Annotated in this window: 27 protein-coding genes and 1 pseudogene; 23 read left to right on the top strand and 5 right to left on the bottom strand. The window is 58.7% G+C overall.

All coding sequences use genetic code 11. The annotated features are described in order from the left end of the window. Positions 1 to 59: 59 nt before the first annotated feature. Entirely contained in the window at positions 60 to 1,451 is a 1,392-nt protein-coding gene (ygjG, locus tag ET34_RS0101760; RefSeq protein WP_169738107.1) for a putrescine aminotransferase, read from the bottom strand. Positions 1,452 to 1,853: 402 nt separating this feature from the next. On the opposite strand from ygjG, the gene ET34_RS0101755 reads away from it, so the two are divergent. The 3 genes from ET34_RS0101755 to ET34_RS0101745 all read left to right on the top strand — a co-directional run bounded on the left by ET34_RS0101755 (position 1,854) and on the right by ET34_RS0101745 (position 6,454). Continuing rightward, the gene (locus ET34_RS0101755) at positions 1,854 to 2,735 is read left to right on the top strand and encodes a diguanylate cyclase (protein ID WP_051640438.1); all 882 of its coding nucleotides are present in this window, start codon (positions 1,854 to 1,856) and stop codon (positions 2,733 to 2,735) included. Positions 2,736 to 2,926: 191 nt separating this feature from the next. Continuing rightward, positions 2,927 to 4,459, top strand: a complete 1,533-nt coding sequence (locus ET34_RS0101750) for a methyl-accepting chemotaxis protein (RefSeq protein ID WP_031518941.1) — start codon at positions 2,927 to 2,929, stop codon at positions 4,457 to 4,459. 438 nt (positions 4,460 to 4,897) lie between these two features. Beyond that, complete coding sequence (locus tag ET34_RS0101745; RefSeq protein WP_031518939.1) at positions 4,898 to 6,454, top strand: methyl-accepting chemotaxis protein; 1,557 nt, start codon at positions 4,898 to 4,900, stop codon at positions 6,452 to 6,454. 148 nt (positions 6,455 to 6,602) lie between these two features. On the opposite strand, the gene ET34_RS0101740 is transcribed toward ET34_RS0101745, so the two are convergent. After that, positions 6,603 to 7,103, bottom strand: a complete 501-nt coding sequence (locus tag ET34_RS0101740) for a PadR family transcriptional regulator (RefSeq protein ID WP_031518938.1) — start codon at positions 7,101 to 7,103, stop codon at positions 6,603 to 6,605. A gap of 242 nt (positions 7,104 to 7,345) precedes the next feature. Between ET34_RS0101740 and ET34_RS0101735 the strand changes: the two genes are divergently transcribed. Next, complete coding sequence (locus tag ET34_RS0101735) at positions 7,346 to 8,116, top strand: siderophore-interacting protein (protein WP_031518936.1); 771 nt, start codon at positions 7,346 to 7,348, stop codon at positions 8,114 to 8,116. Positions 8,117 to 8,304: 188 nt separating this feature from the next. Next, positions 8,305 to 9,597, top strand: a complete 1,293-nt coding sequence (locus tag ET34_RS0101730; RefSeq protein WP_031518935.1) for an MFS transporter — start codon at positions 8,305 to 8,307, stop codon at positions 9,595 to 9,597. 218 nt (positions 9,598 to 9,815) lie between these two features. On the opposite strand, the gene ET34_RS0101725 is transcribed toward ET34_RS0101730, so the two are convergent. Further along, positions 9,816 to 10,400 carry a phage repressor protein CI gene (locus ET34_RS0101725; RefSeq protein WP_031518933.1) on the bottom strand — a complete coding sequence of 195 codons (585 nt, stop codon included), beginning with the start codon at positions 10,398 to 10,400 and terminating at the stop codon, positions 9,816 to 9,818. 136 nt (positions 10,401 to 10,536) lie between these two features. On the opposite strand from ET34_RS0101725, the gene ET34_RS0101720 reads away from it, so the two are divergent. The 18 genes and pseudogenes from ET34_RS0101720 to ET34_RS0101635 all read left to right on the top strand — a co-directional run bounded on the left by ET34_RS0101720 (position 10,537) and on the right by ET34_RS0101635 (position 20,727). Continuing rightward, entirely contained in the window at positions 10,537 to 10,761 is a 225-nt protein-coding gene (locus ET34_RS0101720; RefSeq protein ID WP_031518931.1) for a hypothetical protein, read from the top strand. A 49-nt stretch (positions 10,762 to 10,810) separates the two neighbouring features. Further along, positions 10,811 to 11,152 (top strand): DUF5347 domain-containing protein, encoded by a 342-nt coding sequence (locus ET34_RS0101715; RefSeq protein ID WP_031518930.1) that lies wholly within the window; start codon positions 10,811 to 10,813, stop codon positions 11,150 to 11,152. Positions 11,153 to 11,228: 76 nt separating this feature from the next. Beyond that, positions 11,229 to 11,447, top strand: a complete 219-nt coding sequence (locus tag ET34_RS0101710; protein ID WP_031518928.1) for a DUF2732 family protein — start codon at positions 11,229 to 11,231, stop codon at positions 11,445 to 11,447. Then, on the top strand, positions 11,447 to 11,671 hold the full coding sequence (locus ET34_RS0101705; protein WP_031518926.1) for a TraR/DksA family transcriptional regulator: 225 nt from the start codon (positions 11,447 to 11,449) through the stop codon (positions 11,669 to 11,671). Before ET34_RS0101710 ends, ET34_RS0101705 begins: the two co-directional genes overlap by 1 nt. Further along, positions 11,668 to 13,893, top strand: coding sequence for a replication endonuclease (locus ET34_RS0101700; RefSeq protein ID WP_031518924.1), 2,226 nt, complete (start codon positions 11,668 to 11,670; stop codon positions 13,891 to 13,893). The genes ET34_RS0101705 and ET34_RS0101700 overlap by 4 nt, the downstream gene beginning before the upstream one ends. 147 nt (positions 13,894 to 14,040) lie before the next feature. Next, positions 14,041 to 14,232 carry a hypothetical protein gene (locus ET34_RS0101695; RefSeq protein ID WP_031518923.1) on the top strand — a complete coding sequence of 64 codons (192 nt, stop codon included), beginning with the start codon at positions 14,041 to 14,043 and terminating at the stop codon, positions 14,230 to 14,232. A 290-nt stretch (positions 14,233 to 14,522) separates the two neighbouring features. Continuing rightward, on the top strand, positions 14,523 to 14,726 hold the full coding sequence (locus ET34_RS0101690; protein ID WP_031518921.1) for a tail protein X: 204 nt from the start codon (positions 14,523 to 14,525) through the stop codon (positions 14,724 to 14,726). Then, a complete protein-coding gene (locus ET34_RS0101685) occupies positions 14,717 to 14,932 on the top strand; it encodes an HP1 family phage holin (RefSeq protein WP_031518920.1) in 216 nt (71 codons plus the stop codon). Before ET34_RS0101690 ends, ET34_RS0101685 begins: the two co-directional genes overlap by 10 nt. Then, positions 14,916 to 15,425 (top strand): lysozyme, encoded by a 510-nt coding sequence (locus ET34_RS0101680; RefSeq protein WP_031518918.1) that lies wholly within the window; start codon positions 14,916 to 14,918, stop codon positions 15,423 to 15,425. Before ET34_RS0101685 ends, ET34_RS0101680 begins: the two co-directional genes overlap by 17 nt. Beyond that, positions 15,422 to 15,769 (top strand): annotated as a pseudogene (locus ET34_RS21420) (Rz-like lysis system protein LysB); the annotation flags it as partial. The gene ET34_RS0101680 and the pseudogene ET34_RS21420, both read left to right, overlap by 4 nt. Continuing rightward, positions 15,690 to 15,959 carry an Rz1-like lysis system protein LysC gene (lysC, locus tag ET34_RS22860; protein ID WP_236633802.1) on the top strand — a complete coding sequence of 90 codons (270 nt, stop codon included), beginning with the start codon at positions 15,690 to 15,692 and terminating at the stop codon, positions 15,957 to 15,959. The pseudogene ET34_RS21420 and the gene lysC, both read left to right, overlap by 80 nt. After that, on the top strand, positions 15,943 to 16,419 hold the full coding sequence (locus tag ET34_RS0101665; RefSeq protein ID WP_031518914.1) for a phage tail protein: 477 nt from the start codon (positions 15,943 to 15,945) through the stop codon (positions 16,417 to 16,419). Before lysC ends, ET34_RS0101665 begins: the two co-directional genes overlap by 17 nt. A 106-nt stretch (positions 16,420 to 16,525) precedes the next feature. Then, positions 16,526 to 17,167, top strand: coding sequence for a phage baseplate assembly protein V (locus ET34_RS0101660; protein WP_031518913.1), 642 nt, complete (start codon positions 16,526 to 16,528; stop codon positions 17,165 to 17,167). Then, entirely contained in the window at positions 17,164 to 17,511 is a 348-nt protein-coding gene (locus ET34_RS0101655) for a GPW/gp25 family protein (protein ID WP_031518912.1), read from the top strand. The genes ET34_RS0101660 and ET34_RS0101655 overlap by 4 nt, the downstream gene beginning before the upstream one ends. 4 nt (positions 17,512 to 17,515) lie before the next feature. Further along, positions 17,516 to 18,424: a baseplate assembly protein gene (locus ET34_RS0101650; RefSeq protein WP_031518911.1), complete on the top strand. Its 909-nt coding sequence runs from the start codon at positions 17,516 to 17,518 to the stop codon at positions 18,422 to 18,424. After that, the gene (locus tag ET34_RS0101645) at positions 18,417 to 19,028 is read left to right on the top strand and encodes a phage tail protein I (protein WP_031518910.1); all 612 of its coding nucleotides are present in this window, start codon (positions 18,417 to 18,419) and stop codon (positions 19,026 to 19,028) included. Before ET34_RS0101650 ends, ET34_RS0101645 begins: the two co-directional genes overlap by 8 nt. Beyond that, the gene (locus tag ET34_RS0101640; protein WP_031518909.1) at positions 19,025 to 20,119 is read left to right on the top strand and encodes a phage tail protein; all 1,095 of its coding nucleotides are present in this window, start codon (positions 19,025 to 19,027) and stop codon (positions 20,117 to 20,119) included. Before ET34_RS0101645 ends, ET34_RS0101640 begins: the two co-directional genes overlap by 4 nt. Continuing rightward, positions 20,119 to 20,727: a tail fiber assembly protein gene (locus ET34_RS0101635; RefSeq protein WP_031518908.1), complete on the top strand. Its 609-nt coding sequence runs from the start codon at positions 20,119 to 20,121 to the stop codon at positions 20,725 to 20,727. Before ET34_RS0101640 ends, ET34_RS0101635 begins: the two co-directional genes overlap by 1 nt. Here the strand turns inward: ET34_RS0101635 and ET34_RS0101630 are convergent. Both ET34_RS0101630 and ET34_RS21415 read right to left on the bottom strand, forming a co-directional pair. Then, entirely contained in the window at positions 20,699 to 21,121 is a 423-nt protein-coding gene (locus ET34_RS0101630) for a tail fiber assembly protein (protein WP_031518907.1), read from the bottom strand. The genes ET34_RS0101635 and ET34_RS0101630 overlap by 29 nt on opposite strands. Positions 21,122 to 21,137: 16 nt before the next feature. Continuing rightward, the coding region (locus ET34_RS21415; RefSeq protein ID WP_236633801.1) for a gp53-like domain-containing protein at positions 21,138 to 21,496 on the bottom strand (359 nt) is incomplete at its 5' end.

The following is a 21,496-nucleotide window of genomic DNA, read 5'->3' as shown; positions in this document are numbered from 1 at the left end:
ACGGCACGGGCAGGCAGAGCGTGAAAGGCACCCGGCAGGATTACCGGGCGCCTCAGCGCTTATTGTTCAACCGTTTCGCGCGCCGCAGCTGGTTGCAGCGCTGCCAGCGCGTTATCGGCCGCTTTCAGCACCAGCTCGCACTGCTCAATAGTGAGCGTGAGCGGCGGTTCGATGCGAATGGTTTTTGCGTTATTCAGCGTCCCGGCCACCAGCACGCGCTGGCGGAACATCTGGCTGGCAAAGTTATAGCCAATATCGTTGTCCACGAACTCAATCGCCATCAGCATCCCTTTGCCGCGCACGTCCTGCACCAGGCCTGGGTACTGACGCGCCAACTGGCGGAAACCATCCAGCAGCATGTCGCCTTTCTGCTCGGCCTGGCCCGGCAGATTCTCTTCCAGCAGCACGTTGATGGTCGCCAGCGCCGCCGCACAGGCCAGCGGGTTACCGCCAAAGGTGGTGGTATGCAGGAATGGATTATCAAACAGCACCGAGAACACCTCTTCGGTGGCGACAGTCGCCCCGATCGGCATTACGCCGCCGCCGAGCGCTTTGGCGAGGCACAGAATGTCGGGCTGCACGTTCTCATGCTCGCAGGCAAACATCTTGCCGGTGCGTCCCATCCCGGTCTGCACTTCGTCGAAGATCAGCAGTGCGCCGAACTCATCACACAGCTGACGCACGGCGGGCAGGTAACCCGGCGGCGGCAGGATCACGCCTCCTTCACCCTGAATCGGCTCCAGGATCACCGCCGCCACGTCGTCGCCGGTTTTCTTCCCGTCGCAAAGCACCGCGCGCATCGCCTCGATGTTGCCGAACGCCACGTGGCGGAAGCCCGGCAGCAGCGGCATAAAGGGTTTGCGGAAGGTGGATTTGGCGGTGGCCGACAATGCGCCCAGCGATTTGCCGTGGAATGCCCGGCTGGTCGCCACGAAGGTAAATTTTCCGCGCGGTGACTGATACGCTTTAGCAAGCTTAAGCGCCGCTTCCACCGATTCGGTGCCGCTATTGCTGAAGAAGCTGTATTTGAGTTTGCCGGGGGTCAGCGCGGCGAGGGTTTTCGCCAGCATGGCCCGGAGCGGGTCCAGCAGTTCCTGGCTGTGCAGGGGTTGTTTGGCGAGCTGATGCTGTACGGCGGAAACCACTGTTGGATTACGGTGCCCCACGTTGAAAATACCAAAGCCACCCAGGCAATCAATAAACTCCTGTCCCTGGGTGTCGACAAGCGTATTAAGACTGCCCGCCTGCCACTCTACGGCTCCGTAATCCCCGCCAGCTGTTACAGATTTTCGATATTCCAGGAAGCCTGGATTAACGTGCTCTTTAAAATAATCAACCACTTCTCGATTGAGTGCCTTCATCTCCTCATGGTCTAACGTTTGCTTTTCGATAATGTTGAGTGCGTGCGCGGTGCAGGCAAGCGCCGAGGCGCTGGAAGGTAACCTGTTCAAAATAAGCTCCCGGGGATCGCGTATCTCATGATACCGATCTAAGTATTGCAGGGATTGCGCCACTTCAGCGGGGCCAGCTGAAATCGGGATAAACGTCTGGAGAGACGCGAGCTGTACAAAACTTAATCGCCCCGATTGCCGTTGCGCAACGCTTCCTGCTGAGAGTTGCTGTGCGATCGCGCAGCGCCTGAAACGCCTGCGTCACGGCTGTGCACCGGCGCACCGCCGTGAAGCAGACATGCCCTTATGTTTATTTAACCGGGCGCGATCTTATTTACTCATGATTATTCCCGGTGTGCGATTCTGTAAAAGTCTGTGTGAATCAACCGTTTTTTCATTCGGGCGGGATATACTTGCGCTGATTTATTTGTGGTTTTTCTTTTTATATTTTGAGAACACGGCATGATTCATCTCTCCGATATTGATTTAAGTATCTCTGAATTAAATTACGCGATTAATGAGCATTACGCCTGGGCCAACAGGATGCTGCACTTCAGCCTGCTTGGCGGCACGCCGGATGAGACTATCATTGATGCCAGCGCCCATACCCTGTGCTGCTTCAGCCGTTGGTTCTCCCGCTTCGACACCGAGCCGTCGCGCTATCCGAATCTGGTGGATGCTATTTTTCATAGCCACCTGAAAATGCATGACTGCGCGCGCGAATTATTGGTCAGCATTATAAATAAATCCGTAAATGAACAATTAGTGCAGAATTATCACGCTGCACAGCAGAGTTTCATTAATGCCATCGATATATATAAGCAGTCGCTGATCACGTTTCGTAATATGCACGATACGTTGACGGGGTTACCGCTGCGTCATTTATTGTTTCTCGATTTTATTCATCTGCGTGCTGAAACAGACGCGCTATGGTTGCTGATGCTGGATATCGACAAATTCAAAACCATCAACGACACCTGGGGGCACAATGCCGGCGACGATGTGCTGCGCGAGGTAGCCGCTACCCTCGAAGCCGGGATGCGCAGCGGCGAGCGTATCTACCGCTTCGGCGGTGAAGAGTTTGTGGTGCTGTTCAACAACGCCAGCGAGGGCGGGGCGATGGAAACAGCGCGGCGTATCCGCATTAAGCTGGAGCAGTGCCCGGTGCTGGTAGAGGGGACGATGCTGCCGGTCACCGTCACCGGTGGGCTGACCCGGGTACAGCATCAGGATTCCCTGCACAGCGCGCTCTCACGGGCAGACAGCGCCCTTTATACCGGTAAAAACAGCGGGCGTAATCGTTGCGTAATGGCGACCAGTGAAGGAGACATGGTCCAGCTCTGAGACATGGAATTCATTAACACGATGAAACTATAAGGAAAACAACCGTTACCAGAAGCAATAATAAAAGCAGGGCTAATGTGGCTTTTTGCGATCTCAGTCTTAATTAACAACTAAAGTAAAACTGCACAGCGCCGAAATAACAAAGCAGAAAAAACAATTAACAACTGGATAACCTGCCAAACGGAGCTGCTATGTCTTCACGTCCCGCCGTCACCCAGCGTCAATATATGCTGGATGATAATACCACCCTGATGTCCACCACCGACCTGCAAAGTTACATCACCCACGCCAACGACTCCTTTGTTCAGGCCAGCGGCTATCAGCTCCATGAACTGACCGGCAGCCCGCACAATCTGGTGCGTCACCCGGATATGCCTAAAGCCGCCTTCGCCGACATGTGGTACACCCTCAAGCAGGGCGAGCCCTGGAGCGGCATCGTTAAAAATCTGCGTAAAGACGGCGACCACTACTGGGTGCGTGCCAATGCGGTCCCGATGGTGCGTAAGGGTGAGGTCACCGGCTATATGTCGATCCGCAGCCAGGCCTCCGCGGAAGAGATTGCCGCCGTGGAGCCGCTGTACGACGCGCTGAATAAAGGCACATCGAAATATCGCCTGTTCAAAGGCCAGGTGCTGCGCAAGGGCTGGCTGAGCAAGCTGGCAGGCATCTCGCTGCGCTTCCGCATTCGCGGCGTGATGGCAACGCTGTTCGCTTTGCTGGTGCTGGCCCAGGTTGTACAGGGCGTGAGCGGGACGGCGCTGGCTATCTCTGCGGCGGTCAGCGCGGTGGTGATGCTGCTGGGCTGCGCGCTGTTTGAAACCCAGATCGCCAGGCCGATTGAAAACGTGTCCCGCCAGGCACTGCGCGTGGCGACCGGGGAGCGTAACACCGTGGACCACCTCAACCGTACCGATGAGATCGGCCTGACGCTACGCGCTGTCGGCCAGCTTGGCCTGATGTGCCGCTGGCTGATCAACGACGTCACCAGCCAGGTGGTGAACGTGCGCACCGGCAGCGAAACGCTGGCAAAGGGCAATGACGATCTCAACGAGCGCACCCGTCAGACCGTCGTTAACGTCCAGCAGACCGTTACCACCATGAGCCAGATGGCGTCGTCGGTGCAGAACAACTCCGAAACTGCCGCCGCGGCTGATAAGCTTTCCAGCGCCGCCAGCCAGGCGGCCGCCCAGGGCGGTGAAGCGATGGAAACCGTGGTCAGCACGATGGATGAAATCGCCGACAGCACCCAGCGCATCGGCTCCATTACGTCGCTTATCAACGACATCGCCTTCCAGACCAACATCCTGGCGCTGAACGCTGCCGTCGAAGCCGCGCGCGCCGGCGAGCAGGGTAAAGGGTTTGCCGTGGTGGCGGGTGAAGTTCGCCATCTGGCAAGCCGCAGCGCCAACGCGGCGAACGACATCCGCAAGTTGATTGACGCCAGCGCCAGCAAAGTGCAGTCCGGCGCGGTGCAGGTTCACGAAGCGGGGCGCACCATGCAGGATATCGTGGCCCAGGTGCAGAATGTCACCCAGCTTATCGGCCAGATCAGCCACGCGACGTCTGAACAGGCCCAGGGGCTGTCCGAGCTGACCCGCGCCGTGGCGGAGCTGGACAGCATCACCCAGAAAAACGCCGGGCTGGTCGAAGAGAGCGCGCAGGTTTCGTCGATGGTGAAACATCGGGCTGAGCGTCTTGAAGATGCGGTTACCGTTTTACATTAAGTGCTGTGCCCGGCTTTGCAGGCCGGGCCTTTTTTTATCTGTCCTGCCATCCTGCTTATTTCCCGTTTTACGCCCCGTTTTGCCTTAATTTGTTAAATAAATATTAAATTGTGGGCGATATTTCGCCGTACCAGGCAAAACCTGGCCAGGAATGATAATTTTACGCCGCGTTAAATACGATTTGGTAATAACGAGACGGGAAGCAAAAAGTGATCTAAAACACAATTCCCCGATCAATAAATCACAATTAATAGTTGCCGACTATCGAATTGGTCATTTACCAAAGAAAAAAACGATCAAACTCATAAAGTTACCTTTCTGCTGTCCGATAACCCCTCTCAGGATCGTGAGGGCGCAACTTTTCCTTCCAGCTTATTTTCCTGCCCTCACGGGACGTCATTTGTGTTTGCCACACCACGACAGTCTTACGGAGAAAATATGTCCTTACATGATGTAAAGATTCGCACAAAATTAATCCTCGCCTTCGCGTTCTTTGTGCTGCTGTTGATTATCAGCTCGTCGCTGTCGCTATTAAGCTTAAGCAGCGCCAATAACAATATTCAGGAGATCGTCAGCGATACCTATCCCACCACGGTGAAAGCGAATCAGCTGATCGAAAACTTCCAGGATTTCGTTAACGTGCAGCAGCTGCTGTTGCTGGATGAGGACAAACGCTGGGCCAGCCAGTCCGAACAGCGTATGACGGCCATCAGCGCCAATATCTCCACCCTGATTAAGTCCCTCGATACAACGCTGAAAGATCGTGAATCCCGCGCGGTACTGACGCGTATTCAGGATATTCGTAAGCAATATCTGGACTCCCGCTTCCGCCTGCTGGCTGCCGTGCAGCAGAACAACCGCGCCGGGGCGATGGATGAGATGATGAATACCACCATCGGCCTGCAGGACGAGTATAAAAAGGCGGTGCAGTCGCTCATCACTATCCAGAACAAGCGCATGACCGATTCAGGCGCGCGCGTGGCAGATGATTACCAGAGCAACCGCCTGATGCTGATCGCGCTGGCACTGGTGTGCATCGCGCTGGCAGTGGTGATAGCGATGGTGATCGTGCGCTCGATTACCGGGCCGCTGAGCCAGGCGGTGGCGTTTGCGAAGGCAATCGCCGATGGCGATCTGACGCGCTCGGTTGAGAGCCATCACCGGGATGAAACCGGCGTGCTGCTCAGCGCGCTGATGGAGATGAAAACCCGCCTGCAGGAGATCGTGCAGGAGGTGCAGTTCAGCTCGGAAAGCATCTCCAGCGCCGCCTCGCAGATCGTTGCCGGTAACCAGGATCTGGCCTCACGCACCGAAGAGCAGGCCAGCTCGGTTGAAGAGACCGCCGCGTCAATGGAGCAGATCACCGCCACGGTGAAAAACACCTACGACAATACCAACCACGCCACGCGCCTCTCTTCGGAAGCGGCCACCGGCGTGAAGAGCAACGGCGAGAAGATGGCGCAGGTCACCAGCAAAATGCGCATGATCAACGACACGTCCAACCGGATGTCGGACATCATCAACCTGATCGACGCGATTGCCTTCCAGACCAACATTCTGGCGCTCAACGCCGCTGTAGAAGCCGCGCGCGCTGGCGAGCACGGGCGTGGATTTGCCGTGGTCGCTGGCGAAGTGCGACAGCTGGCGCAGAAAAGCGCCTCGTCGGCCAGCGAGATCCGCAGCCTGATCGAAAACTCCGCCGGCCAGACCCGCGAGGGTATGGAGCTGGTGGAAGAGGCGGGAGGCCTGATCGCCGGCATGGTGAAAAACGTTGATGAGATGGACGGCATTCTGAAGGAGATTGCCCAGGCCAGCCGCGAGCAGTCCGACGGTATCTCGCAGATCAATACCGCTATCGGCATGATCGATACCACCACCCAGCAGAACTCGGCGCTGGTGGAGGAGTCAGTGGCCGCGGCAGCCTCACTGCAGGAACAGGCGCATCACCTGAAAGAGATGGTGAAAGTGTTCCGCCTGCGTGAAGAGATGGCGTAACGGTATCACCGGGACGGCAGGGCTGATGCTTTTGCGTTAAGCGCGTAGGGTGGGTAAGCGTAGCGCCCCCACCTTCAGCTAAGCCGCGTTGGCGGATACGCAGGCTTACCCCTGACCTCACGAACACCGGGCTACCAGGCCCGGTTTTTTATTCCAGCCGGGTAATCTCCAGCGCGGCACCGTCGATGATCGCCACGATCTGTTTCAACTGCGCCGGGCTGACGTCGCCCTGATTCACTTTCAAATCCAGCACCGCTTTAAAATTTTCCAGCGCCCGCTTCATCTGCGGATCTTTGCGTAACTGATGTCCGACACAGCGCGCCTTTATACGATCGAGGATCTGCCCGAGCTGCTCGCTGTGCTCGTCCAGCCAGCGCTGGCCCGCGACGGTAATGGCAATTTTTTTACGTCCGCTCTCTTCATCGGTGATGCTGATTAACGTCTGCTCCTGCAGAAAATCGAGAGTGGGATAGATCACTCCAGGGCTGGGGGTATAGTTGCCCTGAGTCAGGGATTCGATCTCTTTAATCAGCTCATAGCCGTGACTGGCTCCACGGGTCAGGATATCCAGTATCACCAGCCGCAGTTCACCGTGACCGAAGAAGCGCTGTCGACGATGGCCGCCGTCAGCAGAGGTTGCGTGGCGCATTATTTTACTCCATTAACAGATATATCTATTTATATCTAAAACGGTTTTTTATGCAAGTTTTCATTCCTTATTTATCTAATTTACTGTTTATCAAGCGTTTTAATGGAAGTCTTTAATACTCGTTGTGTAACAGAGCCTGTCTAAAAAGATCTTGCATTCCGACTGGATGGCAATCATTATCATTTACGCCAAATTTAGATATATCGTAATTGATCCCGATTCGCTTCACGAAGGCAGAAAAAATGACGCAATCCAGTAAGGTTTATCCGCAGCGCGTGCGTAACGAGCTGCGTTTTCGCGAGCTGACGGTGCTGCGCAACGAGCGTATCAGCGCCGGTTTTCAGCGCGTGGTGTTAGGTGGTGAGGCGCTGGCGGGGTTCAGCTCGCGCGGTTTCGACGATCATACCAAGGTGTTTTTCCCGCAGCCCGGCGTGCCGTTTGTACCGCCTGTGGTCACCGATGAGGGCATCGTCTGGCCGAACGATGTGCGTCCGGCGTCGCGCGACTACACCCCGCTGTATGATGAGGCGCGTCACGAGCTGGCGCTCGACTTCTTCATTCATGAGGGCGGCGTGGCCAGCGACTGGGCGCAACACGCCCGCGCCGGCGATACCCTGACGATCGGCGGGCCGCGCGGCTCGCTGGTGGTGCCGCTGAGCTACGGGTATCAGCTTTACGTCTGCGATGAATCCGGCATGCCGGCGCTGCGCCGCAGGCTGGAAGCCCTGCGCGCGGCGGGTCATCGTGGTGTGGTAAAAGCGATCGTCACCGTGGCCGACGCCGCCTGCCAGGATTATCTGGCGCATCTCAATGATGTCGATATCGACTGGGTGATCGGCCACAGCGAGCAGGCCGTGGATGAACGCCTGGCGGCGTTGGCTATCCCGGATGACGACTATTTTCTGTGGATCACCGGGGAAGGCAAAGTGGTGAAAAACCTCAGCCGCCGTTTCGAAGGTGAGGCCTTTGATCCCCAGCTGGTGCGTGCAGCCGCCTACTGGCACAACAAGTAACCTGTCGGGGCGCACGTCGCCCCGCATTTTCCCCGCTTCATCTCCTGCACCGTGAACCGTCTCACACTCCGATAAGAATATTATATTTCATGCTCCTGTTTATGATGGAATATTTTATTCTTTAGGGAGGATATATCCGTTCCGCCAGCCAGCATAATCATTCCAACAGGGTGAGGAGAGGTTCCGCCATGCAGCATCACACCGCAGCCCCCGGCGCGCACAAACGCGCGCTAATCGCCGGCTCGATCGGCAATTTCATCGAGTGGTATGAGTTTGCCGTTTACGGTTTTCTCGCCACCATCATCGCGCAGAACTTTTTCCGGCTTGAAGGTGAGGCGGAGTTAACCAGCCTGATCCTGACCTACGCCTCGTTCGCCGTGGCGTTCTTTTTCCGCCCGCTTGGCGCGGTGGTCTTTGGCCGCATGGGGGATCGCATTGGCCGTAAGCCAACGCTGATTATCGTGCTGATCTCCATGACGCTTGCCACCGCCGCGATTGGCCTGGTCCCGGTGTATGCCAGCATTGGCGTGGCCGCACCGCTGATTATCACCGGGCTGCGCATTCTGCAGGGGCTGTTTGCCGGTGGGGAATACGGCGGGGCGGTCTCGCTGATGACCGAATTCGCACCGCGCGGCAAACGTGGGCTGTACGGCGCCTGGCAATCCTTTACCGTCGCGCTTGGCCTGCTCGCCGGGGCCGGTATCGTGGCGCTGCTTTCCGTGACGCTCAGCCCGGAAGCGCTTTATGACTGGGGCTGGCGCATTCCGTTCTTTATCGCGCTGCCGATGGGGGCCGTCGCGCTCTGGTTGCGGGTCAGCATGGAGGAGACGCCGGGCTTTGTGCGCCAGCAGCAGCGCCGCGAGGCTGCACCGGTGCAGGCCAGCGCCGGGGCAACGCTGAAAAACATCCTGCTGGCGATTGGCCGGGTGATGGTGTGGTCGGCGGCGGGTTATACCTATCTGGTGATTATGCCTACCTATCTGCAATCCGCCCTGCACACCGGCTTTAACCAGGCGCTGCTGATTGCGGTGATTTCGAATATTGGGTTTGCGCTCACCATCATTCCGGCAGGGATGCTCAGCGACCGCATCGGGCGGCGCACCGTGATGGTGGTCGCCACCGGCCTGCTGCTTATTCTGGCTCTGCCGCTGTTGAAGATCCTGCAGGCGGAAAGCGCGACGCTGGCGGTGAAAGCGCTGGTGGTGTTGGTTGCCGGCGGGCTGGTGGGTATCCTGGCTGGCCCTGGCCCGGCGATGCTGGCGGAAATGTTCCCCACCCGCGTGCGCTATACCGGCCTCGGGCTGGCTTATTCGCTCTCCAACGCGCTGTTCTCCGGCTGCGCTGGTCTTATCATTACCGGCCTGATTAAGCAGACCGGCAACCTGGATATTCCGGCGTACTACGTGATGGCCACCGCGGTGATAAGCATTGGCACGCTGATGACGCTGAATAAAAATGACCACCTGAAAGAGCTGGAGTAAGGATTAATCCAGGGCAGGAAAGTACTCCAGGGCGGGTAAGCAAGCCTGCGCACCCGCCATCGTAGATTTCAAAAGGTGGGTGCGCTGCGCTTACCCACCCTACGTGCTGAAATAAGGATTAACCCAGAGCTGGAAAGTACTGTAGGGCGGGTAAGCTTGCGCACCCGCCACCGTAGTTTTCGAAAGGTGTATGCCGCTGCTTTTCACCATGCCAATGGTCAGTTAACGATTGTAATCACCACGCGTCCCAGCACGTCGATATCTTCCAGCGCGCAGTCGAAGGCGGTGCCGACGCCGCTGACGCGCACCTTGCGTACCGGGATACGGATTAATGATCGGACGCTGATTTTCCCTTCGATATTCACCAGCCACTCGCCGTCGTAGATGTCGTCGAAGGTGCTATCGATAATGTACTGCGCTTTGTCATCCTGCAGGCAAAACGGCTCGGCGGGAAGCGGGACGCCCGCGCGGAAAAACACCTTATCAAACATGGCGTAGCCCGCATCGTAGAGCTGGCCGTCAACCAGCTTCTTACGCGGCAGCTTCATCACGTCAGGTTCGTCGTCGGCAAATTTTTTACCTTCCCCGGTTGCCAGCCATGCCAGCGATGCGCCGGTTTCCGCCATGCAGCGCACCACGATATCCGCAGGGAAGCCGCCGCGCTTGTAACGCGAGGAGAGGCTGCTGGCAGCCATATCCAGATGCTGGGCCAGCATCATTTTGGACGGGAAACCGTACGCCTCAATGACCCGGTCCAGAACGGACGCACTGTCGCTACTTAAATCAATTTTGAAATCAGTCACTTAAAATCCAGAACTCCGCAAAATGCGTATTGCGAATTGACACTTCGCAAAATGCGAATTATTCTGACCTCGTCTTGTTGATTATGCGAATAATGTTGGCTATTACCGAGCGCAACCGAAACGAGGAGTTTGCCTTATGCGTCCTGACATTACAATCACTATCCCAACCCCTTTCCTGCCGCTGCACGAGTACTGCCGCCTGACCGGTACCGCCATTGGCACTGCCCGGGACATGATCCGCGACGGCCGTCTGCCGATTCGTGATAAAGGCGATAAGCGCCGCGCCCGCGTTGAAGTCAACATGGCGGCGCTGACGGTGGAAGCCCTCAGCGGCTGCGCAGTTTCGCTTAACGCGCAGTAATGAATAACGAATTCGTTAATTGCGAATTTTCAGCCTGACGGGAGGCGAGATGGCAATTGAAGGTGTAGCGGCCACGGTGCCGCTGAGCGCGGGTGAACGGGCTGCCGGGCTGAACCAGCTGGCAGCGCTGCGCGCCCGGCACTGGGGCGACAGCGGCTGGGATGAGGTGGCGCGTTTCCTGAATGAGATGCGCGATCGCCGCGACCCGGGGTATCACGATAACTGCCGGGCGCTGGCTGCCATCTTTTACTTTGCGAAGCTGCCCACCGCACGCCACAGCGCAGCGCCGGATGCCTTCACCCGGCAGGAACAGCGGGCGCTGATCGCGGCGATGAACCACTTCCGGGCGGTAGTAAGCCTGTTTCCCAGACGGCTGACCCTGCCGAACTAATCCATTAATCAACAGCAATGGCGTAAACCCGCCTGGCCTGCTGTTGCCTGAATTCAGGAGAATAACCGTGGAATACATGAACACTTTACCCCATCCGGACGCTGAACAGGCGCTGGCGCTGATGATCCATGCTGCGCAAATGCAGGAGCGCAAGGGCGGGGCGCAGGCCATCGCCGGGCGTCTGGACGCGCTGGCACGCAAAATCAGTCGTGAAGCGCTGAACGGCGTCGAAGCGGCAGCGTTGCTGAGCGAAGAAGCCGACCGCTTTGCACACCAGGCCCGGGAGATCGACTGATGGCCGATGAAATTGATATCGCCCAGCAGTACGAGCAGGAGGCGCGCGAACGCTACATCGTTCAGGCGCGCAGCCGCCTGACCGGGCCATCACGCCTGACCTGTGCAAGCTGCGACGAACCGATCCCGGCATCGCGGCGTGCGATCCTGCCCGGCGTCAGCTGCTGCGTCACCTGTCAGGAGATCGCCGAGCTGAAGCAGAAGCACTACCGGGGCGGCGTGTGAGTGATATTGCCTGGGCCTGGCCGTGGAATGCCCCGCGTCCGGCGATCACCAGCCCCGGTCTCACCCGGGAGGAGGAGCAGCGCCGCAACCGCACCATCGCGACGCTGCTGCGTACCCGACGCTGGCTGGCGCACCATCCTCACTGCGTCACCGCCGGGATTTACCAGCGTATGGACCGGCTGGCGAACGAGCGCGGTATCCCGCGAGCCAATGCGGCGCTGATTGCCTTTGGACGGCGGATGCTGCCGCGTCTGCAGCGGGTGAGCGAACGCTATCAGGCAAGCGGCATCGAGCGCACCCTGACGCGGGAGCTCACTGGCTGGCGCTTCGATGATGCGTACCGCCGCTACCTTATTACCCGGCTGATGGATCTGCTGGCCCGCTACAACCGGCTGGCGGATCTGACTAAAGCCGACATCGATCTGCTCGCGGCGGACATTGCCAGTCTGATCCGCGGTGAAATCGACAGCGAAGCGGATGAAAACTGGGGCGAGCTGAAAACCCTGCACGCCTGGTATCTGCGCGCCGCCCATCTCTGCCAGCTGTTTCGCATCACCCCGCCCGCGTGGGAGCGCATTACCCGCCGCTACGCCTGTGAAGAGCAGCTTGGCCCGGCGGTGTTGCGCATGTGCAACGCCCTGTGGTGGCGCAGCCGCCTGCGCCGCATCGCCAGCGCCTGGCGCGAGCATCTGCAGATTGCCGTGGGCAATGTCAGCCAGCGCGGCACGCCATACGCCAGTAAAAGCTGCCTCAGCGAATGGCGCGAGCAGAAACGCCGTACCCGTGAATTTCTAAAGGGCATGGAGCTGGAGGATGAAGAGGGCAACCGCATCAGCCTGATTGAACGCTACGACGCTTCCCATGCCAACCCGGCGATCCGCCGCTGCGAGCTGATGACGCGCATCCGCGGCTTCGAAAACATCTGTCAGACCCTCGGCTACGTCGGCGACTTCTATACCCTGACGGCCCCCTCATCCTTTCATGCCACGCTGCGATCCGGCTTCCCGAATCCACGCTGGTGCGGTGCCAGCCCGGCAGAGACCCAGCGCTGGTTCGCCTCGCTCTGGGCGCGGATTCGCGCTCGCTTACACCGCCAGCAGATCCGCGTGTTCGGTATTCGCGTCGCCGAACCCCATCACGACGGCACGCCTCACTGGCATATGCTGATGTTTATGCGCCCTGAAAACATGGCACAGGTGCGGGCGATCATGGCTGACTATGCCTGCGAGCAGGATGCTGACGAGCTGAGCGATGAGCGCGCCCGCCAGGGTCGTTGTCATGCGGTTGCCATTGACGCCGAAAAAGGCTCCGCCACCGGGTACATCGCCAAATACATTGCCAAAAACGTTGACGGCTATGCCCTCGACGGGGAACGCGACAGCGAAACCGGCGGGCTGCTTACCCAGAGCGCGGCGGCGGTATCGGCGTGGGCCGCACGCTGGCACATCCGACAGTTCCAGTTTATCGGCGGCGCGCCGGTCACCGTTTACCGCGAGCTGCGCCGCCTGGCTGACAGCGAGGCTGCGCGCGGCCTGAGCGTGGATTTTGCCACGGTGCATCAGGCAGCGGACCGTGGCGACTGGGCCGGATACGTCACCGCCCAGGGCGGGCCGTTCGTACCGCGCGCGGCGGTGCAGGTGCGCGTCTGGTATCAGACGGACGATGCGCGTAACCCCTACGGCGAGGAAAAGGTAGCCGTGCGCGGCGTATACGATACCGGCGTGGGGCGCGACGTGCCGCTGCTGACCCGTACCCGGCGCTGGAAAATCGTGCCGAAGATCGCCGCCGCGCAGGCGCAAACTCACTCCTCTTGGAGTTCTGTCACTAACTGTACGGGGGCGATGCACGATCGGGACGATACCCGGTGGGATGGCGTGACGCCGCTCACCCGCAGTCAGCGGCGGCGCTTATCTGCCCGCCTGCGCCTGCCAACTGCCGTGCGGCGGCCGCCCTTTATTCCGGGCAGCGACACCGATCGTGACGCGATCCGGGAGATCCAGACAGATATTCTGCTGATGACCGGCGAAAGCATTAGCGCGGGCATGGGTTTCTCATTGCTGAAGGGGACCACGGCGCGTATTAACGGCCTGTGGTGTCGGGGATCGTCCAGTGGGGAAATCTTTGGCGTTTCGCCCTGTGCAAAGCGTCAGACGGCTGCCGAACGCCAGCAAAACGCCCGACGTATCCTGGCCCGCTTCGCCGCGATCCGGGCGCAAAAGTGACCCTGAACGTGACGCGCGTCATGGATGAATATTCTTTTAATTTCAGCATGATAAAAAAATGAAAGATTGGTTCGATTACACGTTTTCAAATAACCCCTGGCGTGATACTGTATAGATATACAGTGCTTTTGGTGTAGGGGAGGTCACGTGGATCAGGGGTTGAAAGAGCAGGTGATGTTAGAGCGCGTCGAGTTAATTGCGCGCCTGACGTCAGAAGGAGCCAGCCAGGAAAGAGACAGGGAAATTGCATTAAATCTGATAGCCGAGCTGGCTGGCGGGCAGATGATGACCGACGGCAATTACACCGTGACTTTCACCGTATTACCCATCGACAAATAGCGCCGTGGTAACAGGCTACGCCGCCGGGTGCCGACGCCCGCGCTGTCTTACCGCGCCAACTCAAACCATTATGCCGCCGTGATACCGGTTTTATGCCTTTGCCCGCCCGCTCCGGCGGGCTTTTTTTTGCCCGTTGTCCGGCAATGTTGTGCCTGCCTTCCTCCATCCGCCCTTGATAGCGCCCGGCTGCCCGGCGCAGGAAAATAGTCTCAGGCCCGGCGCTAATCGGGCTGCGGCGCGGTGACTCTTTGTCGCGCCGGGATAACTGACCGTAACGAGGAGCGACGCCAATGAAAACCATAGCCAGCCAGGGGGACACGCTCGACGTTATTTGCCAGCGCTACTACGGCCGCACTCAGGGCGTGGTGGAGAGTGTACTGGCTGCCAATCCGGGACTCGCCTCGCATGGGGTGATGCTGCCGCACGGCACCGCCGTCGAACTGCCTGAGGTGCCCGCCTCGCCGACCCGGGAGAGCGTCAACCTATGGGACTGACCGGGGAAAGAATTACCTCATTTGTTGCCTACTGGATCAGCGCCGGACTGGCGTTCTTCGGCGCCATGACGCCGCAGGATTTCGCCGCCTGGTTCGGGGTGCTGGGGGTGGTATGTACCGTTGGCGTTAACTGGTATTACCGCCGCAAAAGCTACCTGCTGATCAAATCCGGCAGCGACGAGGTGCGCCGTGAACTCACTCGCTAAGGGCTGTTCCATCGCCACGGTGCTGGCTCTGACGCTGCTGGTGCCCGACTTTCGACTGCTGCATACCTCCCGGGAAGGGCTGGCGCTGATTGCCGATCTGGAGGGGTGCCGCCTGCGTCCGTATCAGTGCAGCGCCGGGGTCTGGACCAGCGGCATCGGTCATACCGCCGGCGTAACGCCGACGCGACCTGTCACCGAGCGCGACGCTGCTGCCAACCTGGTGAGCGACGTGCTGCACACCGAGCGCCGGCTGGCGAACTGCATAACGGTGTCGATGCCCGACCCGGTATACGACGCGCTGGTCAGCTTCGCCTTCAACGTCGGCACCGGGGCCGCCTGCCGTTCCACGCTGGCGGGATTTCTCCGCCGCGGGAAGTGGGCGCAGGCGTGCCATCAGCTGCCGCGCTGGATCTACGTCAACGGCGTGGCAAGCAATGGCCTGAAGCACCGGCGCGCCCGCGAGCAGGCCTGGTGCCTGACGGGGGTGCAATGAGAACCCTGGCTGCATTAACGCTGCTGCTGCTGAGCGCGGTGCTGTGGCTGCACCATAAAAATGGTCAGCTCGCGCAGGCGCTCAGCGAGGCCAGCGCCCTCAGTGCCAGCCAGAAAGCCGCGATGGGCGCGCTGGAAACGCGGCTGGCTGCGGCACTGATGCTGGGCCGGGATAACGAACGTGCCCAGGTCGCGCTGCGCCAGCGGCTTGAGGCTGCCGGCACCCGGGCGGCCCGGCGGGAACACACCATTACGAGGCTACTTCATGAAAACGCATCGCTTCGCCGCTGGTATGACGCTGAGCTGCCTGATGCTGTGCGTCAGCTGCACCAGCGCCCCGGTTACGCCAGCGCCGGTGATGATCTCCAGCGCCTGTCCACGGGTGAGCCTGTGCCCGATGCCGGGCAGCGATCCAAAGACTAACGGCGACCTGAGCGCCGATATTCACCAGCTTGAGCGCGCGCTGATTGCCTGCGCGCTGCAGGTTGAAACCGTTAAACATTGCCAGGATAAACTCGATGCTCAAACCCACTAGCCTGCGCCAGGCCCTCGCGGCGGCGATCCCGGACCTGCGCGACCATCCCGACCGCTTGCGTCTCACTACCGAAAGCGGGCGTATCGTCTCAACCCTTGCCGCCACGCTCTCGTTTGAAGCGCAGTATCAGCTCCGGCTCATCGTCTCGCCGTTTAACGGCGAACTGGAAGAGGTGGTGGTGCCGCTGCTGGCCTGGCTGCGGGTTAACCAGCCGGATCTGATGCCCGTGAACCCGGAGCAGCCCGGCGGCTTCAGCTGGCAGCTCGCGACCGCCGCAGACGGCACGCCGCAGCTCACCATTCTCATCCCGCTTACCGAGCGTGCGCTGGTCAGTCAGCAGGGCGAGGCGCTGCACGCCACCTGGGTGCCGGAACCGCCAGAACCCGCAGCGGTAACGCGGCCGGTGGAGCTGTGGATGAAGGACGAGCTGGTCAGCCGCCAGCCTACATCAGGCAGCTGACGCGCTGCCGCATGGATTTTATCCCGGCGCAAGACCGCTCGTTGTGTGAGCCGCCATCGCGCCGGATGAAATGGTCGCTGAATCTCTTTTATTGCATCCTGAACCTATGAACACACTCGCATCGCTTCACGACATTTCGCGCTTACTGCGCAACCTGATCCGCACCGGCGTGGTGGTGGAAACCGACCTTGCCGCCGGGCGCTGTCGGGTAAAGACCGGCGGCATCACCACCGACTGGCTGCAGTGGCTGACCCAGCGCGCCGGACGCTCACGCAGCTGGTGGGCGCCCTCCGTTGGCGAACAGGTCATGCTGCTGGCCGTCGGTGGGGAACTGAGCACCGCGTTTATCCTGCCGGGGATCTTTTCCGACGCGCATCCCGCGCCGTCCGCCTCGGCGGATGGCTGGCACATGGCGTTCCCCGACGGGGCCACGCTCTCTTATGAACCCGACACCGGCGCGTTGCAGGTGGCCGGGATCAAAACCGCAGACGTCACCGCGTCGGAGTCGATTACCGCCACGGTACCGGTGGTGCTGGTGAAGGCCGAAAGCCGCATCACCCTGGATGCGCCGGACGTGGTCTGCACCAACCGACTGATTACCGGCTCCATCGAGGTGCAACGAGGAGGAACCATGACCGGCAACATTACGCACAGCGGCGGGGCGCTGACCTCAAACGGTGTGCAGATCGACAGCCACAGTCACGGCGCGGTACAGCGCGGCGGCAGCTGGACGGAGGGCACGCAATGACGGCGAGCTATGCCGGCATGGACCGGGCCACGGGCGAGACGTTGCTGGATGAGGCGCACATCAGCCAGAGCGTGCGCGACATTCTGATGACGCCGGTGGGCACGCGGGTGATGCGTCGGGATTACGGTTCGCTGCTGTCGGCGCTGCTCGACCAGCCGCAGAACCCGGCGCTGCGGCTGCAGATTATGGCGGCGTGCTACATGGCGCTGCTGAAGTGGGAGCCGCGTATCACCCTGAGCACCCTGAATTTCGAGACCCGCTATAACGGCGAGATGATCGTTGAGTTGACCGGTCAGCTGGTCGACAGCGCGGGCGACGTATCGTTAACCATTCCACTGAGCTGAGACTATGCCGACCATTGACCTGAACCAGCTCCCCGCCCCGGATGTGGTCGAGGAGCTCGATTATGAAACCATTCTCGCCGAGCGTAAGGCGACGCTGATCTCGCTCTATCCCACTGAGGAGCAGGCGGCCATCGCCCGCACCCTGGCGCTGGAGTCCGAGCCGCTGGTGAAGCTGCTGGAAGAGAACGCATACCGCGAAGTGATGTGGCGTCAGCGTGTGAACGAGGCGGCGCGGGCGGTGATGCTCCCCTATGCCACCGGCAGCGATCTCGACGTGCTGGCGACCAACAACAACACGGCTCGCCTGGTCATTACCCCGGCTGACGACAGCGCCATCCCGCCGGTGCCGGCGGTGATGGAGTCCGACAGCGATCTGCGGCTGCGCACCCAGCAGGCGTTCGAAGGGCTGAGCGTGGCCGGGCCAACCGGCGCTTACGAGTACCACGGACGCAGCGCCGACGGTCGCGTCAGTGATATCTCGGTGGAGAGCCCCAGCCCGGCCAGCGTCACCATTACCGTGCTGTCGCGTGAGAACGACGGCAAGGCCGATGCCGGGCTGCTGGCAGTGGTTGAGCAGGCACTGAACGCCGAGTCAGTGCGTCCGGTGGGCGACCGGGTAACGGTGCAGGCCGCGGAGATCGTGCCCTATGCGGTGAACGCCACGCTGTTCTTCTATCCGGGGCCGGAAGCGGGGCCGATACGTGATGCGGCGGCGCAAAAGCTGCAGCGCTACGTCACCGCCCAGCACCGCCTCGGGCGCGATATTCGCCTCTCTGCCATTTATGCCGCACTGCATGTGGAAGGGGTGCAACGCGTCGAGCTGAGCGAGCCGACCGCAGACATCACCCTCGGCAAGCATCAGGCCTCGTGGTGCACCGGCTACACCCTGCTGAACGGAGGCGCGGATGAGTGATGACCGCCTGCTGCCGCCCGGCACCTCGACGCTTGAAGTCGCCGCCGCCCGCGCTGCGGCGGAGATTGCCCGCGTGCCGGTGCTGCTGCGTACTCTGTGGAGCCCGGAAAGCTGCCCGACGCACCTGCTGCCGTATCTGGCGTGGACGCTGTCGGTGGATCGCTGGGACGAGAACTGGCCTGAGGCCACCAAGCGCAGCGTCATCGCCTCGGCGTTCTATATCCACAAGCACAAGGGCACCATCAGCGCGCTGCGCCGCGTGGTGGAGCCGCTGGGGTTTTTGATTCAGATCCGCGAGTGGTGGCAGGCCGATGAGCAACCCGGCACGTTTCGCCTGGTGGTGGGCGTGCAGGATAACGGCATCACCGAGGCAATGTTTCAGGAGCTGGAGCGGCTGATTAATGATGCCAAACCCGCCAGTCGCCATCTGATTGGTCTGTCGATCAGTCTGAGTACCGACGGCGCGTTTTTCGTCGGGGCAAACAGCTACGGCGGCGACGAGCTAACGATTTACCCCTATGTGCCTGAAAGCATCACCGTGAGCGGGGGCTTCTACCCGGCTCAGGCGATTCATCTTGTTGACAACATGAGAGTAACTGCATGACCGCGAAATATTTTGCCATTCTGACCAATCAGGGAGCCGCCCGGCTGGCAAATGCCACCGCGCTCGGCACCAGACTGAACCTGACGCAGCTTGCGGTGGGCGACGCCAACGGCGTGCTGCCGATGCCGAACCCGGCGCAGACCGCGTTGATCCACGAGCAGCGCCGCGCGCCGCTGAACCTTATCGACGTCGATCCGGCCAACCCCGGACAAATCATCGTCGAGCAGATCATCCCTGAGGACGAGGGCGGATTCTGGATCCGCGAGATCGGCCTTTACGATGACGAAGGTTTTCTGGTTGCGGTAGCGAACTGCCCGGAAACCTACAAACCGAAGCTGCAGGAAGGCAGCGGCCGCACCCAGACCATCCGCATGGTGCTGATTGTTTCCAGCACCGAAGCGGTAACCCTGAAAATTGATCCGGCGGTGGTGCTGGCAACGCGTAAGTACGTTGATGACAAGGTTATCGAGGTAAAAGCCTATGCCGATGGCCTGCTGAAAAAGCACGTCGAGGCCGCGAACCCGCACCCGCAGTACCCGTTAATCGCTAACGCGCTAAAAGAAATGGCCGACGCCGGGCTGGTGGGCGAGGTTCTCAAAAACCTTGGTTTGGGGGAAGGCTCCGCGCTGCCGGTGGGTGTGCCGGTACCGTGGCCATCAGCCACCGCGCCAGCAGGTTGGCTGAAATATAACGGTGCGGCATTCGATAAAGCGCGTTATCCAAAACTCGCTGCGGTTTATCCCAGTGGAGTATTACCCGATCTGCGCGGGGAATTTATTCGTGGCTGGGATGATGGTAGGGGAGTGGATGCGGGGCGTGGATTGTTAACCTCCCAGGCGTTCGCGCTACAAAACATCATCGGTTCATTTTGTTCTCGTGCTTCAAGTATGACTGGTGGAGGGGCAATAACAGAGGCTTCTGGTGTCTTTTCAGTCGCAAAACAAAGTGGGCCAAATTATGTTCAAATGGCGGGCTCCAGTTCCTCATCCGGCGCGGATGTAACTACCTATGATGCTTCACGCGTGGCAAATACATCATCAGAAACTCGACCGCGCAACATTGCATTCAATTATATTGTGAGGGCTGCATAATGTCTGAAGCTAAGTTAAACGATAAATTAATCGCTACTCAGTCTGGTTATGTCACGGTTTACAACTATGATGAGCTTTCACAGGAATATTTATCCTCCAGCCATGAATTCCTGATGGCAGGCGTGGGAATCCCAGCCAACTCTGTAGTAGATGTTCCTCTGGAAAATAAAATAGGCTACGCAATATGTCGTTCCATTGAAAATGGCCGGTGGGAATATATCAGCGATCACCGCGGTGAAACACTTTATAAGTGTGGAACAGGTGAACCGGTCTTAATTAATAATTTAGGTGATTATCCTGATGATTTGACCACGTTAAAACCTGCTACTCCATATGATCGGTGGAATGGCACAACATGGGTTACTGACACCGAAGCAATGAAAAACCAACAGATCGTCGAAGCGGAAAGAAAAAAATCAGAATTGCTGGCTGATGCAAAGAATATGATTAGCGAATGGCAGACTGAGCTACAGCTTGGCTTGATCGATGAAGCAAATAAAGCCAGCCTGATTAGCTGGCTGGCTTATATTAAAGACGTTAAGGCTGTAGAGGCTAATGATGCTCCAGATCTCGAATGGCCTACGCCTCCGGTGGAACCGGCCAAATAATATCTTTAGCTTCATTGATATTTAATAATTCAAGACTATCAATATAATCAAGCCAGGCGTCTAGCTTGGCTTTATCAGCATCACTAATTCTCCCCATCAATAGTTTTGCTTGCCAAATACTTATTTTTGTAATCGCGTCAAAGAGTAATGCGTTTTTTATTGAAGCATTAATCTCCTTTATCTCACTTTGAGTTTTGCCCGGAAGGTCGATCCATGCTGGAAAATTATTTACCTCACCTAACATCTTTCCTTCCGGCGGTTGCTGAGAGAATTCTATATATATGCTTTCTTCAACTTCGGTCAAATCGTTTGGCCAATTATCATTGGCCTTGTAATTTCTTTCCCAATTTGCCTCATAGAAAGCACTGACTGAGGGGCTAAATAGCATTTTCATTTTCCTATCCTTTTTGTTAATACCCTAACGCAATCCAGGTAAATCCATTTCCACCACCCGGAGTGGATAAATAAGCTTGAGTAGAGTGATGCGACCATATAAAGCCTCTCGTTGAGGAGACGTAAACTGAAGAAATATGTGCATTAGGAACATCATTACTTGTACCTAATGCGACTAATGCGGCATTGGGAAAAGTGACAGGGAAATTACCTGTGCCAGTATATTTATTAACACTGCCTCCAGCTACAACGTAAGCGGTATGAGAGCCGGTATAATCAATAGCAACTTTTCCCCACTGAATAATCAATCCGGAAGGCAGAGCCTGGTAACCATTTGGGTTCAAACTGGCTCCAAAAAAACTCATATCTGGTAATT

The sequence above is a fragment of the Siccibacter colletis genome (genome assembly GCF_000696575.1).
In the GTDB taxonomy this organism is placed as follows: domain Bacteria; phylum Pseudomonadota; class Gammaproteobacteria; order Enterobacterales; family Enterobacteriaceae; genus Siccibacter; species Siccibacter colletis.
This window is presented reverse-complemented; position numbering and strand designations above follow the sequence as displayed.

Bases quoted from the DNA above. Each gene is read 5' to 3' on its own strand.
- ET34_RS0101755 (WP_051640438.1), top strand. From the start codon at position 1,854: ATGATTCATCTCTCCGATATTGATTTAAGTATCTCTGAATTAAATTAC.
- ET34_RS0101750 (WP_031518941.1), top strand. From the start codon at position 2,927: ATGTCTTCACGTCCCGCCGTCACCCAGCGTCAATATATGCTGGATGAT.
- ET34_RS0101745 (WP_031518939.1), top strand. From the start codon at position 4,898: ATGTCCTTACATGATGTAAAGATTCGCACAAAATTAATCCTCGCCTTC.
- ET34_RS0101740 (WP_031518938.1), bottom strand. From the start codon at position 7,103: ATGCGCCACGCAACCTCTGCTGACGGCGGCCATCGTCGACAGCGCTTC.
- ET34_RS0101735 (WP_031518936.1), top strand. From the start codon at position 7,346: ATGACGCAATCCAGTAAGGTTTATCCGCAGCGCGTGCGTAACGAGCTG.
- ET34_RS0101730 (WP_031518935.1), top strand. From the start codon at position 8,305: ATGCAGCATCACACCGCAGCCCCCGGCGCGCACAAACGCGCGCTAATC.
- ET34_RS0101720 (WP_031518931.1), top strand. From the start codon at position 10,537: ATGCGTCCTGACATTACAATCACTATCCCAACCCCTTTCCTGCCGCTG.
- ET34_RS0101715 (WP_031518930.1), top strand. From the start codon at position 10,811: ATGGCAATTGAAGGTGTAGCGGCCACGGTGCCGCTGAGCGCGGGTGAA.
- ET34_RS0101710 (WP_031518928.1), top strand. From the start codon at position 11,229: ATGAACACTTTACCCCATCCGGACGCTGAACAGGCGCTGGCGCTGATG.
- ET34_RS0101705 (WP_031518926.1), top strand. From the start codon at position 11,447: ATGGCCGATGAAATTGATATCGCCCAGCAGTACGAGCAGGAGGCGCGC.
- ET34_RS0101690 (WP_031518921.1), top strand. From the start codon at position 14,523: ATGAAAACCATAGCCAGCCAGGGGGACACGCTCGACGTTATTTGCCAG.
- ET34_RS0101685 (WP_031518920.1), top strand. From the start codon at position 14,717: ATGGGACTGACCGGGGAAAGAATTACCTCATTTGTTGCCTACTGGATC.
- lysC (WP_236633802.1), top strand. From the start codon at position 15,690: ATGAAAACGCATCGCTTCGCCGCTGGTATGACGCTGAGCTGCCTGATG.
- ET34_RS0101665 (WP_031518914.1), top strand. From the start codon at position 15,943: ATGCTCAAACCCACTAGCCTGCGCCAGGCCCTCGCGGCGGCGATCCCG.
- ET34_RS0101660 (WP_031518913.1), top strand. From the start codon at position 16,526: ATGAACACACTCGCATCGCTTCACGACATTTCGCGCTTACTGCGCAAC.
- ET34_RS0101655 (WP_031518912.1), top strand. From the start codon at position 17,164: ATGACGGCGAGCTATGCCGGCATGGACCGGGCCACGGGCGAGACGTTG.
- ET34_RS0101650 (WP_031518911.1), top strand. From the start codon at position 17,516: ATGCCGACCATTGACCTGAACCAGCTCCCCGCCCCGGATGTGGTCGAG.
- ET34_RS0101645 (WP_031518910.1), top strand. From the start codon at position 18,417: ATGAGTGATGACCGCCTGCTGCCGCCCGGCACCTCGACGCTTGAAGTC.
- ET34_RS0101640 (WP_031518909.1), top strand. From the start codon at position 19,025: ATGACCGCGAAATATTTTGCCATTCTGACCAATCAGGGAGCCGCCCGG.
- ET34_RS0101635 (WP_031518908.1), top strand. From the start codon at position 20,119: ATGTCTGAAGCTAAGTTAAACGATAAATTAATCGCTACTCAGTCTGGT.
- ET34_RS0101630 (WP_031518907.1), bottom strand. From the start codon at position 21,121: ATGAAAATGCTATTTAGCCCCTCAGTCAGTGCTTTCTATGAGGCAAAT.